Source organism: Mammaliicoccus lentus (assembly GCF_947036595.1).
GTDB classification, from domain to species: Bacteria; Bacillota; Bacilli; order Staphylococcales; family Staphylococcaceae; genus Mammaliicoccus; species Mammaliicoccus lentus.
The window spans coordinates 2,657,094-2,671,158 of the sequence record NZ_OX344834.1; the positions used below are offsets into that span (position 1 = coordinate 2,657,094).

The window sequence follows — 14,065 nt, forward strand, 5'->3', positions numbered from 1 at the left end:
TGATAAAGTCAATAATTTTTGGAGTGTTTTTATAATAAAATATAAGCTGTTCTAGACCCCTAGAACAGCTCATATCTGTTAATCAGTTACTACTGTTTCTTCAGGTGATACTTCTTTTTCAACTTTTTCGAAATCTACACCAGTATATCTTCTCATACCTGTACCAGCAGGGATTAATTTACCGATGATAACATTTTCTTTAAGTCCAAGTAAGTTATCACGTTTACCTTTGATTGCAGCATCTGTAAGAACTCTAGTTGTTTCTTGGAATGACGCCGCTGATAAGAAGCTTTCAGTTTCAAGAGAAGCTTTTGTAATACCAAGTAATACAGGTTTAGCAGTTGCTGGGCGCTTACGCGTAGCAAATACTTCTCTGTTTGCATCAGTAAATGTATGAATATCTACTAAAGCACCTGGTAATAGTTTCGTATCTCCTGCTTCAATAATTCTTACTTTACGAAGCATTTGTCTAACCATAACTTCAACGTGTTTATCTGAAATTTCAACACCTTGCATACGGTAAACTTTTTGAACTTCTTTAAGCAAGTATTTTTGAGTAGCATTTAATCCAGCTACAGCTAGTAATCCTTTAGGCTCAATTGAACCTTCAGTCATTACTTCGCCACGTTCAACGTATTGTCCTTCTTCAACTTTAAGTCTTGCAGTACCTGAAGCAAGGTAAGTTCTAATTTCATTTTCGCCTTTAACTTTAATTTCTTGTTGACGATCTTTAACGATAGTAATCTCTGTTACTTCACCGTTAATTTCTGAAATAACTGCTTGACCTTTAGGGTTACGCGCTTCAAATAACTCTTGAATACGTGGTAAACCTTGTGTGATATCTGCTCCGGCTACACCACCAGTATGGAAGGTACGCATTGTAAGCTGTGTACCTGGTTCACCGATTGATTGGGCAGCTATTGTACCAACTGCTTCACCAACTTCAACTTGTTCACCAGTTGCTAAGTTCTTACCGTAACATTTTTCACATACACCATGACGAGTGTTACATGTAAATGCAGAACGGATGTGCATTTCAGTAATACCAGCATCTAGTATTTGTTTAGCAATTTCTGGCGTTATTAGTTCGTTAACTTTGATAATTACTTCATCAGTTTTTGGATGACGTAATGTTTCTTTAGAATAACGACCTTCTATACGCTCAATAAATGGCTCAATTAATTCTGATCCTTCTCTAATATCAGATACTAATAAACCTCTATCAGTTCCACAGTCTTCTTCTCTGACAATAACATCTTGTGCTACGTCAACAAGACGACGAGTTAAGTAACCTGAATCGGCAGTTTTCAGCGCTGTATCGGCTAGACCTTTACGAGCACCGTGAGTTGATATGAAGTATTCAAGTACTGTTAAACCTTCACGGAATGAAGATTTAATCGGTAACTCAATAATTTTACCAGATGGGTTAGCCATCAGACCACGCATACCAGCTAATTGAGTAAAGTTAGATGCGTTACCACGAGCACCTGAATCACTCATCATGAATATTGGGTTAAGATTATCTAGTGACATCATTAATTTAGCTTGAATATCATCTTTAGCTTTTGTCCAAATTTCGATAACTGCTGCATAACGTTCGCCTTCAGTGATTAAACCACGGCTAAATTGTTTTTGAACTTTTTCAACTTTAACTTCTGCTTCATCGATGATTTCTTGTTTCTCTGAAAGAACCACGATATCAGATACACCAACAGTAATACCAGCACGAGATGAATATTTAAATCCTAAATCTTTCATCTTATCTAGCATCATTGAAGTATCAGTTATATGGAATTTGTTGAATATTTCAGCAATGATTTTACCTAAGAATACTTTGTTAAATGGTTTAACAAGCTCAACGTCTTCAAGATATTCTACTAGTCCACCTTCTGGTAAATCTGTAGGTGAAACAAAGTATTTATCAGGAGTTGATTTTTCTAAATTGAAATTAGTCGGTTCATTAATATATGGGAATGAATTAGGCATAATTTCATTAAAGATAACTTTACCAACAGAAGTAATTAATAATTTTTTATTTTGTTCTGCTGTAAACGTTGGGTTCTTAAGTGATCTTGCATGTAAAGCTATACGTGAATGTAAGTGTACATGACCATTTGCATAAGCTTTAATAACTTCGTCAGTTTCATTGAAGATGTCACCAGCACCGATTGCACCTTTTCTTTCTAATGTAAGGTAATAGTTACCTAATACCATATCTTGTGAAGGCGTAACAACTGGTTTACCATCTTTAGGGTTCAAGATGTTTTGAGCTGCAAGCATTAACATACGTGCTTCTGCTTGTGCTTCTTTAGATAATGGTACGTGAACCGCCATTTGGTCACCATCAAAGTCAGCGTTATAAGCTGTTGTAACAAGTGGGTGAAGTCTAATCGCACGACCTTCAACTAGAGTAGGTTCAAACGCTTGAATACCTAGTCTGTGTAATGTAGGTGCACGGTTTAATAGTACTGGGTGTTCTTTAATAACATCTTCAAGTACATCCCATACTTCTTCTTCCATTCTTTCAATTTTGCCTTTTGCATTTTTGATGTTTGTAGCAATTTCACGTTCTACTAATTCTTTCATAATGAATGGTTTAAATAATTCTAAAGCCATTTCTTTCGGTAAACCACATTGGTACATTTTCAGACTAGGACCAACAACGATAACTGAACGTCCTGAGTAGTCAACACGCTTACCAAGTAAGTTTTGACGGAAACGACCTTGTTTACCTTTTAACATGTGTGAAAGTGATTTTAACGGACGGTTACCTGGACCAGTTACTGGACGACCACGACGACCGTTATCGATTAACGCATCTACAGCTTCTTGTAGCATACGTTTTTCGTTTTGAACGATAATGCCAGGAGCACCCAAGTCTAATAAACGTTTCAAACGATTATTACGGTTGATAACACGACGGTATAAATCATTTAAGTCACTTGTTGCGAAGCGACCACCATCTAATTGAACCATTGGACGGATTTCAGGTGGAATAATTGGTAATACATCTAAAATCATCCATGAAGGTTCATTACCAGAGTGACGGAATGATTCAACTACTTCTAGACGTTTAATTGCTCTTGTCAATCTTTGGCCAGTAGCTGATTCTAATTCTTCACGAAGTTGTTTTAATTCTTTTTCTAAATCTATATCACTTAATAGATCACGGATTGCTTCCGCACCCATTTTCGCACTGAATTTACCTGGGAATTTATCATAATATTCTCGGTATTCACCTTCAGTTAATAATTGTTTCTTTTCTAATCCAGTTGGACCTGGATCAATGACTGTGTAAGAAGCAAAATAAATTACTTCTTCTAGCGCACGTGGAGACATATCTAATAATAGTCCCATGCGACTAGGTATACCTTTAAAGTACCAAATATGTGATACAGGTGCTGCTAATTCAATGTGCCCCATTCTTTCACGACGCACTTTAGATTTAGTGACTTCAACGCCACATCTATCACAGACCATACCTTTATAGCGTACTCGTTTGTATTTACCACAACTACATTCCCAGTCCTTAGTTGGACCGAAAATTTTCTCACAGAATAAACCATCTCTTTCAGGTTTTAGCGTACGGTAGTTAATTGTTTCTGGTTTTTTAACTTCACCAAATGACCAAGAACGAATCTTTTCAGGTGAAGCAAGTCCTATTTTCATGTAATGGAAATTATTTACATCAATCAAGGAGCCTACCTCCTTCAAATTAAATTAGTTGTGCCGGTTGATTGATAATGTGTAACAAATGAAAGCGCAAATGTATTACCAAATGCGCTTGATTAACTTTTACTCAGTTACTTGTTGTCCTTCTACTGCTGCATCTTGTGAAACACCTAAATCAACTTTTTTGTCCATCATATCTTCATCCTCTAAATCGCGCATTTCGATTTCATTATCATGTTCGTCCATGACTTTAACATCAAGTCCTAAACTCTGTAATTCTTTCATTAATACGCGGAATGATTCAGGGACACCCGGTTTAGGGATATTGTCGCCTTTTACGATAGCTTCATAAGTTTTTACACGACCTACAGTATCATCAGATTTATAAGTTAAAATCTCTTGTAATGTGTACGCAGCACCATATGCTTCAAGTGCCCATACCTCCATTTCACCGAAACGTTGTCCACCGAATTGAGCTTTACCACCCAATGGTTGTTGCGTTACAAGTGAGTATGGACCAGTAGAACGTGCGTGTAATTTATCATCGACCATGTGTGCAAGTTTAAGCATATACATAACACCTACAGATACACGGTTATCAAATGGTTCACCAGTACGACCATCGTATAAGACAGTTTTACCGTCACGAGCCATACCTGCTTCTTCAATAGTTGACCAAACATCATCATCGTTAGCACCATCAAATACTGGTGAAGCAACATGAATACCTAGATTCTTAGCTGCCATACCTAGATGAAGTTCTAAAACTTGTCCGATATTCATACGAGAAGGTACACCTAATGGGTTTAACATAAGGTCAATTGGTGTTCCATCTGGTAAGTAAGGCATATCTTCTTCAGGTAAAATACGTGAAATTACACCTTTGTTACCATGACGACCACACATTTTATCCCCTTCGTGTATTTTACGTTTTTGAACGATATAAACACGAACTAATTGGTTAACACCTGGAGATAATGAATCATCGCCTTCTTCTCTATTAAAGACTTTAACGTCTAATACGATACCGCCCGCACCATGAGGTACGCGTAATGATGTATCACGTACTTCACGTGCTTTCTCACCAAATATCGCATGTAATAATCTTTCTTCAGCTGTTAGTTCAGTCACACCTTTAGGCGTTACTTTACCTACTAAAATGTCACCATCTTTAACTTCAGCACCAACATAAACAATACCGCGATCGTCTAAGTTTTTAAGTGCATTATCAGAAACGTTTGGAATATCACGTGTGATTTCTTCAGGTCCTAATTTAGTGTCACGAGCCTCTGATTCATATTCTTCAACATGAATAGAAGTATATACGTCATCTTTAACAAGACGTTCACTCATGATAACAGCATCCTCGTAGTTATAACCATCCCAAGTCATAAATCCAACTACTAAGTTTCTACCTAGTGCCATTTCACCAAGTTCCATTGAAGGTCCATCAGCTAAAATTTCACCTTTAGAAACAATGTCACCATATGCAACGATTGGACGTTGGTTATAACATGTTCCAGAGTTACTACGTTTAAATTTAGATAAAGGATAACGGTCTAATTCCGTTTCGATTTCTTTACCATTTTCTTCTACAATTCTTCTAACAAGAATTTCTTTCGATTCAACATGTTCAACTCTACCTTTATATTTAGCAACAATAGCTGCTCCTGAGTCACGTGCTGTAACATGTTCCATACCCGTTCCAACAAATGGTGCTTCAGGGTTCATTAAAGGTACTGCTTGACGTTGCATGTTCGCACCCATAAGTGCACGGTTAGAGTCATCGTTTTCAAGGAAAGGAATACATGCTGTTGCTGCAGAAACAACTTGTTTAGGAGATACATCCATGTAATCCATACGTTCTTTAGGTTTAGTAGTGTTGTCACCACGGAAACGACAAAGAACTTCATCGTCGACGAATCTACCAGTTTCATCTAATACTGAGTTTGCTTGTGCAACAACATAACTATCTTCTTCATCAGCAGTTAGATAATCAATTCTGTCTGTTACTTGGTTAGTTTCGATATTAACTTTACGATATGGTGTTTCAATAAAGCCAAACTCGTTAACTCTAGCATAACTTGAAAGTGAGTTGATTAAACCAATGTTTGGTCCCTCTGGTGTCTCAATCGGACACATACGACCATAGTGAGAGTAGTGAACGTCACGTACTTCCATACCAGCACGTTCACGAGTTAAACCGCCGGGTCCAAGCGCTGATAGACGACGTTTATGCGTTAACTCAGCTAATGGGTTAGCTTGGTCCATGAATTGAGACAATTGTGAACTACCAAAGAATTCTTTAATTGAAGCAATAACTGGACGTATATTTATAAGTTGTTGTGGTGTGATTGAATCAGTATCTTGAATTGACATACGTTCACGTACAACACGCTCCATACGTGATAAACCAATTCTAAATTGGTTTTGTAGCAATTCACCTACTGAACGTAGACGACGGTTACCTAAATGGTCAATGTCATCTGTATAACCTACACCATGTAATAAGTTGAAGAAATATGATAATGATGAAACGATATCTGCTGGCGTAATACATTTAACTGCTTCATCAGGAAATGCATTACCAATCACTGTTGTCGTACGGTTTTCTTCATCACCAGGGATATAAATCTTAACAGATTGAATTTCAACTGGTTCATCTAATACGCTACTATTTAATTCATAAACTTGAATATTAGCATTAGATTCTAATACATCGATAATTTTATCTAAATTACGACGGTCTAAAACCGTTCCTTCTTCTGCTGCAATTTCACCTGTTTCAACATCAACAATAGGTTCAGCTAATGTTTGATTGAACAAACGATGTTTAAGATGTAACTTTTTGTTCATTTTATAACGACCGACACTCGCTAAATCATAACGTTTTGGGTCGAAGAAGCGTGAGTAAATTAAACTCTTCGCGTTTTCTACTGTTGGTGGTTCTCCCGGACGCAAACGCTCATAAATCTCAAGCAATGCTTGATCAGTAGTTTCAGTATTATCCTTATCTAAAGCGTTTCTAAGATATTCATTGTCTCCAAGTAAATCTAAAATTTCTTGGTCCGTTGAGAATCCTAAAGCGCGGACTAATACTGTAATTGGCAACTTACGCGTTCTATCAATTCTTACGTAAGGAACGTCTTTAGCGTCTGTTTCATATTCTAACCATGCACCACGGTTAGGAATCACAGTTGTTCCATAACTAATTTTACCGTTTTTATCAACTTTTTCGTTGAAGTATACGGATGGTGAACGTACAAGTTGTGATACAATTACACGTTCTGCACCATTAATAACGAAAGTACCAGTGTCAGTCATTAATGGGAAATCACCCATAAATACTTCTTGATCTTTCACTTCGCCTGTTTCTTTATTAATTAAACGAACTTTAACGCGTAATGGCGCGGAATAAGTCGCATCACGGTTTTTAGATTCTTCTAAATCATACTTTGATTCACCTAAACGATAATCTACGAATTCTAAAGATAAGTTACCTGTAAAATCGTCGATTGGCGAAATGTCGCGAAACATTTCAAGTAAACCTTCTTTAAGAAACCATTCATATGATTTCGTTTGAATCTCGATTAAATTAGGTAATTCTAAAGATTCGGAAATTCTCGCATAACTTCTACGAACACGATGTCTTCCATACTGGATAAGTTGACCTGTCAACAGATTCACCCCTCAAATATTGTGAATATAACTTTGCGTCTTACAAAACAAAGATAATAAGACAAAAAGAAAACGGAAAGTCAATGATTCCATTTTCTATTTCGTACGACTTATTTCTAACATTCAATTAAGGGCGACGCAAAAGTACACACTTATTGAATATAATTTTTAACATTCTATTACTATATCAGAACAAAATAGCAAAATCAAGCTTTTACACTTTTTAAAATGTAATAACCCTTGCTTTTTTCTATAATTTCTGCATTGCCAAAAATATTTTGCATTTTTTCTTTTGCAGAAGGCATACCTTGTTTCTTTTGAATGACTACCCAAAGTTCTCCTCCGTGCGTTAAAACTTGATCACTTTGTTCAAATATTCGATGTACAACATTTTTACCAGCTCTAATCGGCGGATTAGTTAGTACGAAATCAAATTGTAAATCTAAAACACCATCTATACAATCACTTTGTTGTATTTCGGCATTATTAATTTGATTTGAGTTTCGATTATCTTTCGCCAATTCTAATGCCCTTTCATTTACATCCACCATCGTTACTTCACTATGTGGTAGCACTTTAGCACAAGTTAATCCAATAGGTCCGTATCCACAGCCTACGTCTAATATTTTCTTTTTAGGTCCTGGGGGATTTAAATTTAAAAATGTAGTAATCAATAAATCAGATCCAAAATCAATTTTTCCTTTTGAAAAAACGCCATGATCTGTCTGAAGAGAGAGTTTGATGTCACGATAGCGATAATCGAAAGGTTTTCTTTCCGATTTCACATTTGGATCATTATCATAATAATGACTCATTATGCCACCTCTTTAATACATTTAATGAGTAAAGAAAAACCCGTTATCATGATAATAACGGGTTTTTGATTTAATACAGAAATTATTTTAATTCTACAGATGCGCCAAGTTCTTCTAATTTTTCTTTTAGAGCTTCAGCGTCTTCTTTAGATAATCCTTCTTTAACAACTTTAGGAGCGTTATCTACGATTTCTTTAGCTTCTTTTAAGCCTAAACCAGTTACTTCTTTAACTGCTTTAACAACTTTAATTTTTGAATCTCCAGCTGCAGTTAATTCAACGTTGAATTCAGTTTGTTCAGCTTCTGCTTCTCCACCAGCTGCGCCAGCTGCTGCTACAGGAGCTGCTGCTGTTACACCAAATTCTTCTTCAATAGCTTTAACTAAGTCGTTTAATTCTAATACTGACATTTCTTTAATTGATTCGATAATTTTTTCATTAGACATGATATATTTCCTCCAATAATTAATTTTTATTTTGTACTGATATTATTCAGCACTTTCTTCTTTTTGTTCTCCAACAGCTTTAACTGCGTAAGCAAAGTTACGAACTGGAGCTTGTAATACAGATAGTAACATAGATACAAGACCGTCTTTTGATGGTAATGAACCGATAGTGTTAACTTGTTCTGCACTTACTACGCTTCCTTCAATAACACCTGCTTTGATTTCTAATGCTTCGTTTTGTTTAGCGAAGTCAGCAAGAATTTTTGCTGGTGCAACAACTTCTTCATTTGAGAAAGCAATTGCGTTAGGACCAGTTAAGAATTCTTCTAAACCTTCGATTCCAGCAGCTTCAGCAGCACGACGAACTAAAGTATTTTTGTATACTTTATATTCAAGACCAGCTTCACGTAATTGTTGACGTAACTCTGTAACTTGCGCAACTGATAAACCACGGTAATCTACAATAATTGTTGAAACTGAGTTTTTTAATTGTTCAGCAATAGCATCAACTTTTTGTTGTTTGATTTCAACGATTTTTGAATTAGACATCTCTACACCTCCATAGTATTTATATCGTGCTTTTATGATGAGGTATCTCAACAAAAAAGCACTTTTTACCCACGGCAAAAAGTGCTTGAAATTTATACGTTCAAGTCAATTTAAGCCTCGGTAGGATAGCCTTTTAAGTTCCAAAAACGAACTCCTACTGTCTTAGGTTAAATATTACACATTCAAAACTATAACGCGTTTCAGATGTGAAGTCAATATATTTTTATTATTATAATTTAAAGTTTGAAGTATCTACTTTGATACCAGGGCCCATTGTTGTTGTTACAGCAACAGACTTGAAATAAGTACCTTTAGAAGATGATGGTTTAGCTTTTGTTAATGTATCTTGGATAGTTTTGAAGTTATCAACTAACTTCTGCTCATCAAATGATACTTTACCAATAGAAGCATGAACAATACCAGATTTTTCAGCACGGTATTCTACTTTACCTGCTTTAATTTCTTCGACTGCTTTTTTGATATCCATTGTAACTGTACCAGTTTTAGGGTTTGGCATTAAACCTTTAGGTCCTAATACGCGACCAAGTTTACCAACTTCACCCATCATGTCAGGTGTTGCAACAATAACATCAAATTCAAACCAACCATCGTTGATTTTGCTGATGTATTCTTCACCTACATAGTCTGCTCCAGCTTCTTCTGCTTCTTTGATTTTATCGCCTTTAGCGAATACTAATACTCGTTGTGTTTTACCAGTTCCGTGTGGTAATACTACTGCTCCACGGATTTGTTGGTCGTTTTTACGAGTATCAATGCCTAAACGAAATGCAACTTCTACAGAAGCATCAAAGTTTACAGTGCTTGTTTCTTTTGCTAATTTCATAGCTTCTTCTACTGAGTATAATGAAGAACGATCAACTTTAGCAATTGCTTCTTGATACTTTTTACCTTTTTTAGCCATTTTGTTTTCCTCCTTTAGTGGTTTTAGCGGAATGTTACCTCCCACGTGCATCATCTATTAGACAATGCAATAGCAGACAGCGAATTAGCCGCCTGCTTAAACTTTAAAATCTCAATTATTCTACGACAATTCCCATGCTGCGTGCAGTACCTTCAACGATACGGATTGCTGCTTCTTCAGATGCTGCGTTTAAGTCAGGCATTTTAGTGTTAGCAATTTCACGTACTTGGTCTTGAGTTACTGTAGCAACTTTAGATTTGTTAGGTTCACCAGAACCTTTTTCTACTTTAGCTGCTTTTTTAAGTAATACTGCTGCAGGTGGTGTCTTAGTGATGAAAGTAAATGAACGATCTTCAAATACTGTAATTTCAACTGGAATGATTAAACCTGCTTGCTCTTGTGTACGAGCGTTGAATTCTTTACAGAATCCCATAATATTCACACCGGCTTGACCTAATGCAGGACCAACTGGTGGTGCTGGGTTTGCTTTACCTGCAGGTATTTGCAATTTAACTACTTTGATTACTTTTTTAGCCACGATGTGCACCTCCTTGATATCGTGATGTGGTCATGGGGTAATGATATTTTACCCTCCCACTCTTCATTTCCTAATGAAATGGTTGCGCATAGTCCGAGCGCGACCTTTAAATAATAACATTGAAATAATTAATTTTCAAGTGTTTTTTTACAACTTTTCAATTTGGTCAAATTCTACTTCAACAGGGGTTTCTCTGCCGAACATGTCAACAAGTACTGTTAATTTATACTTTTCAACATCTATCTCTTTTATTTCACCAATTTGGTTCGTAAATGGTCCACTTGTAACGCGAACTTGTTCTCCTAATTCTACTTCTACGTCGACGGTTTTTTCAGACATACCCATCTGTTTCAAAATGAATTTAGCTTCATCTGGTAATAAAGGATTTGGCTTAGAACCTGCGCCAGCTGACCCAACAAAGCCAGTTACACCTGGCGTATTTCTGACAATATACCAAGATTCGTCGGTCATAATTAATTCTACTAATACATAACCAGGGAATGTTTTCTTAAGTTGTGTCTTAGCTTTACCATCTTTAATTGATGTTTCTTCTTCTTCAGGGATTACAACTCTAAAGATCTGTTCTTCCATGTTCATTGTTTCGACACGTTTCTCAAGGTTTGTTTTCACTTTATTTTCGTAACCTGAATAAGTGTGCACTGCGTACCAACGTTTAGCGCCTATATCTTCTGACATTTTGCCACTCCTTACTATTTAATCAAATTAATTAACTCTGTAATTCCTAAATCTAATGCGTAGAAAAAGATTAAGAAGAAGATTACAGTACATACTACTACTGTTGTATATTTAACAAGTTCTTTGCCAGTCGGCCAACTTGTTTTTTGCATTTCTGATTTTACGCCTTGAAAGAAGTTTTCTTTTTTAGCCATTGATTTTCCTCCTTTATATGGATTCTTTATGCAATGTATGCGTATTACAAGTTTTACAAAACTTTTTTAGCTCTAATCGTTTATCTGTTTCTTTTTTAGGGACTGTATAATTTCTCGCTCCGCATTTTTCGCAATTTAAAGGGACTTTTCTCATATTCTCACCTTATTCATTCTAATCCTAGATTAATATACAAAACAAAACACCTAGTTGTCAAACAACACAGAAACGATTTCTTGCTTATTTAATCTCTTTTTTAGCCGGTATTGTGCATTGTATATGTGTTTGATAGGTACATTAAGCTCTTTCGATATTTCTTTTTTACTTTTCCCTTGCATCGTACAGTTTACAATCCGAGATTCAAAAGCATTTAACCCTATTTCTTTTATAAATGACGAACAAAAATGATTAAATACTATCATATCTTCAAATGAGTGATGTTTATTATCTACAACTTTATCAATTAAATAATCTACTTCGTATTTATTTGAGCTATCAATTGTGAGCATTTTTGTATAAAACTGTTCCTTTTCACTTGTGGCTTTACGTATAAAATCTATTTTAGCATTTTTAATAATGACGTTAACACAATGAGAAAAAGGTTGTGGTTGCTCTATATCATAAGTTAGCACTTGTTTATACAATTTATATCTCACTATCTGTGCGATATCTTCACAATCTTCTTTAGATATATTAAGCATTTTAATTCGTTTCATTATATCTTGATCATAAACTTCCAATAATTGATTAAAGCAATCGACTTGGCCTCTTTGAATTGTTTGAATCCAGTTTAAAGTTTGATTCTCTTTAATTGTATCATGCATGTTGTTCATTCCTTGTTCATAAGTATTGAACACATTTTACAGATTCAATTATTATTAAATCAAACTGCATTTTTTAATATTACTTATTGTTTCTACGCCATTTTTCGAATTGTTGTAGTACTTCATCAGGCAAATGTAATCTATTTCTAGGTGTCTTCGTTTCTATATCTGATAAATGTTTCGTTACCACAGATTCTTGCCTCGCTATTGTTGACCACATCTCTCTCGATGATATCCGATAAGCGCCTGTCCCAAAAATAGCGTGTTGCTCACTCATATCACTCGTTACAACTGTAATATGTGTAATATGCTTTCTATACAAATCATAAGTTAATCTTTCAATATAACTATCTGCCGTTTCTTTCCCTTTTGTATATACTATTTTGACACCGTGTTTTATTTCTATTGTTTCTGTTCCTTCAACACCATAAGCGTCAAAGACAACAATCATCTCTCCGTCATGTTGTGTATTATAGTTAATAAGTGTGATTAACAATTTGTCCCTTGCTTCTTCTAATGAGACTTTCGCAGTCTCGGATAATTCTTTTGATTGTCCTATCAAATTATAACCATCAATAATCAAATAGATATCTTTCATTATTCTTGTCCTATCGGGTGCCTTTTTCTATATACTTCATACATAAGAAGACTGGCTGCAACGGACGCATTAAGGCTATTAACATGCCCAACCATAGGCAATTTAATATAGAAGTCACACTTATCTTTAACTAACCTACTCATACCTTCTCCCTCACTACCTATCACAATAACTAATGGCATATTAACATCCATTTGTCGATAATCCGTTGCATGTTTAGCATCAGTACCAGCTATCCAATAACCAACTTCTTGTAAACGCTCCATTGTACTCGGTAGATTCGTAACACGAATAACAGGTACATGCTCAATAGCACCTGTTGAAGCCTTAGCTACAGTAGCATTTAATTGAACGGACCTTCTTTTAGGAATAATAATTCCATCGATACCTATTGCATCAGCAGTTCTCATAATTGAACCTAAATTATGAGGATCTTCTAATCCATCCAACATTAACAGACAGGGTTGATGTTCAATGTCTTTTGTTTCAGATATAAAATCTTCTAATTCTTTATAAGGATAAGGCGCTATTTGTGCAGCTATACCTTGGTGTGGGACGTCTGTAAGGTAGTCTATTTTTGATTTCGGTACTGTTTGAACAACGATTTTCTCTGATTTTGCAATCTTTAAAATATCATTAATTTGTTTTTTATTGATACCTTCTTGGATTAACACTTTGTTAATTGTATGGCCAGAAGTAATCGCTTCTTTCACAGCATGTCTCCCGACAATTATTGAATCATCCATTTGTATTCACCCTTTCTTCTGTAATTTCTATCATTTTATTAATTAACAATTCTAAACGCTCTGTCTCATCATTTAAATATAAATAACCGATAACCGCTTCTATCGCAGAACTTTTACGATATGTTTGTATATCCGTATTCTTTGCTTTTGTATAACTTTTTGCATTACGCCCACGTTTAATAATAGCTAGCTCTTCCTCATCGAAAAAATCTTCTTCTAACAAAACGTTTAAAACATACGCTTGCCCTTTTGCGGATACATATTGTTTAGATAGTTGATGTAGACGGTTAGGCTTCCCTTTAATTTTCAGGATAATATACTTTCTTACATAAGTATCTAGTATAGAATCTCCCATATATGCTAATGACAAGGGGTTTAACATTTTTATTG

At 35.4% G+C, this 14,065-nt stretch carries 14 protein-coding genes and 1 other annotated feature; all 14 genes read right to left on the reverse strand.

Annotation, left to right across the window (positions count from 1 at the left end; all coding sequences use genetic code 11):
• Positions 1–78 precede the first annotated feature (78 nt).
• The 14 genes from rpoC to ACNMOQ_RS13275 all read right to left on the reverse strand — a co-directional run bounded on the left by rpoC (position 79) and on the right by ACNMOQ_RS13275 (position 14,057).
• Positions 79–3,696 carry a DNA-directed RNA polymerase subunit beta' gene (gene rpoC, locus ACNMOQ_RS13210; protein WP_016999422.1) on the reverse strand — a complete coding sequence of 1,206 codons (3,618 nt, stop codon included), beginning with the start codon at positions 3,694–3,696 and terminating at the stop codon, positions 79–81.
• Between the two features lie 99 nt (positions 3,697–3,795).
• The gene (gene rpoB, locus ACNMOQ_RS13215; RefSeq protein WP_016999421.1) at positions 3,796–7,350 is read right to left on the reverse strand and encodes a DNA-directed RNA polymerase subunit beta; all 3,555 of its coding nucleotides are present in this window, start codon (positions 7,348–7,350) and stop codon (positions 3,796–3,798) included.
• Positions 7,351–7,556: 206 nt separating this feature from the next.
• The gene (locus ACNMOQ_RS13220; protein ID WP_016999420.1) at positions 7,557–8,165 is read right to left on the reverse strand and encodes a class I SAM-dependent methyltransferase; all 609 of its coding nucleotides are present in this window, start codon (positions 8,163–8,165) and stop codon (positions 7,557–7,559) included.
• 82 nt (positions 8,166–8,247) lie between these two features.
• Positions 8,248–8,610: a 50S ribosomal protein L7/L12 gene (rplL, locus tag ACNMOQ_RS13225; RefSeq protein WP_016999419.1), complete on the reverse strand. Its 363-nt coding sequence runs from the start codon at positions 8,608–8,610 to the stop codon at positions 8,248–8,250.
• A gap of 42 nt (positions 8,611–8,652) precedes the next feature.
• Positions 8,653–9,159 carry a 50S ribosomal protein L10 gene (gene rplJ / locus ACNMOQ_RS13230; protein WP_016999418.1) on the reverse strand — a complete coding sequence of 169 codons (507 nt, stop codon included), beginning with the start codon at positions 9,157–9,159 and terminating at the stop codon, positions 8,653–8,655.
• Positions 9,160–9,202: 43 nt separating this feature from the next.
• Positions 9,203–9,344: a sequence feature (ribosomal protein L10 leader region), on the reverse strand.
• A 44-nt stretch (positions 9,345–9,388) separates the two neighbouring features.
• Positions 9,389–10,081, reverse strand: coding sequence for a 50S ribosomal protein L1 (rplA, locus tag ACNMOQ_RS13235; RefSeq protein ID WP_016999417.1), 693 nt, complete (start codon positions 10,079–10,081; stop codon positions 9,389–9,391).
• A 115-nt stretch (positions 10,082–10,196) separates the two neighbouring features.
• Positions 10,197–10,619 carry a 50S ribosomal protein L11 gene (gene rplK / locus ACNMOQ_RS13240; RefSeq protein ID WP_016999416.1) on the reverse strand — a complete coding sequence of 141 codons (423 nt, stop codon included), beginning with the start codon at positions 10,617–10,619 and terminating at the stop codon, positions 10,197–10,199.
• A 147-nt stretch (positions 10,620–10,766) separates the two neighbouring features.
• Complete coding sequence (gene nusG, locus ACNMOQ_RS13245; protein ID WP_016999415.1) at positions 10,767–11,315, reverse strand: transcription termination/antitermination protein NusG; 549 nt, start codon at positions 11,313–11,315, stop codon at positions 10,767–10,769.
• A gap of 14 nt (positions 11,316–11,329) precedes the next feature.
• Positions 11,330–11,509 carry a preprotein translocase subunit SecE gene (secE, locus tag ACNMOQ_RS13250; protein WP_016999414.1) on the reverse strand — a complete coding sequence of 60 codons (180 nt, stop codon included), beginning with the start codon at positions 11,507–11,509 and terminating at the stop codon, positions 11,330–11,332.
• A gap of 13 nt (positions 11,510–11,522) precedes the next feature.
• Positions 11,523–11,663, reverse strand: coding sequence for a 50S ribosomal protein L33 (rpmG, locus tag ACNMOQ_RS13255; protein ID WP_081501334.1), 141 nt, complete (start codon positions 11,661–11,663; stop codon positions 11,523–11,525).
• 50 nt (positions 11,664–11,713) lie between these two features.
• Entirely contained in the window at positions 11,714–12,340 is a 627-nt protein-coding gene (locus ACNMOQ_RS13260) for a sigma-70 family RNA polymerase sigma factor (RefSeq protein WP_247877449.1), read from the reverse strand.
• A 70-nt stretch (positions 12,341–12,410) separates the two neighbouring features.
• On the reverse strand, positions 12,411–12,929 hold the full coding sequence (locus ACNMOQ_RS13265) for an NYN domain-containing protein (RefSeq protein ID WP_016999412.1): 519 nt from the start codon (positions 12,927–12,929) through the stop codon (positions 12,411–12,413).
• A complete protein-coding gene (rlmB, locus tag ACNMOQ_RS13270; protein ID WP_016999411.1) occupies positions 12,929–13,675 on the reverse strand; it encodes a 23S rRNA (guanosine(2251)-2'-O)-methyltransferase RlmB in 747 nt (248 codons plus the stop codon). Before rlmB ends, ACNMOQ_RS13265 begins: the two co-directional genes overlap by 1 nt.
• Positions 13,668–14,057, reverse strand: coding sequence for a Mini-ribonuclease 3 (locus ACNMOQ_RS13275; RefSeq protein ID WP_037539268.1), 390 nt, complete (start codon positions 14,055–14,057; stop codon positions 13,668–13,670). The genes rlmB and ACNMOQ_RS13275 overlap by 8 nt, the downstream gene beginning before the upstream one ends.
• Positions 14,058–14,065: the final 8 nt, after the last annotated feature.

Bases quoted from the DNA above. Each gene is read 5' to 3' on its own strand.
- secE (WP_016999414.1), bottom strand. From the start codon at position 11,509: ATGGCTAAAAAAGAAAACTTCTTTCAAGGCGTAAAATCAGAAATGCAA.
- ACNMOQ_RS13275 (WP_037539268.1), bottom strand. From the start codon at position 14,057: ATGTTAAACCCCTTGTCATTAGCATATATGGGAGATTCTATACTAGAT.
- rlmB (WP_016999411.1), bottom strand. From the start codon at position 13,675: ATGGATGATTCAATAATTGTCGGGAGACATGCTGTGAAAGAAGCGATT.
- nusG (WP_016999415.1), bottom strand. From the start codon at position 11,315: ATGTCAGAAGATATAGGCGCTAAACGTTGGTACGCAGTGCACACTTAT.
- ACNMOQ_RS13220 (WP_016999420.1), bottom strand. From the start codon at position 8,165: ATGAGTCATTATTATGATAATGATCCAAATGTGAAATCGGAAAGAAAA.
- rplA (WP_016999417.1), bottom strand. From the start codon at position 10,081: ATGGCTAAAAAAGGTAAAAAGTATCAAGAAGCAATTGCTAAAGTTGAT.
- rplL (WP_016999419.1), bottom strand. From the start codon at position 8,610: ATGTCTAATGAAAAAATTATCGAATCAATTAAAGAAATGTCAGTATTA.
- rpmG (WP_081501334.1), bottom strand. From the start codon at position 11,663: ATGAGAAAAGTCCCTTTAAATTGCGAAAAATGCGGAGCGAGAAATTAT.
- rplJ (WP_016999418.1), bottom strand. From the start codon at position 9,159: ATGTCTAATTCAAAAATCGTTGAAATCAAACAACAAAAAGTTGATGCT.
- ACNMOQ_RS13260 (WP_247877449.1), bottom strand. From the start codon at position 12,340: ATGAACAACATGCATGATACAATTAAAGAGAATCAAACTTTAAACTGG.
- ACNMOQ_RS13265 (WP_016999412.1), bottom strand. From the start codon at position 12,929: ATGAAAGATATCTATTTGATTATTGATGGTTATAATTTGATAGGACAA.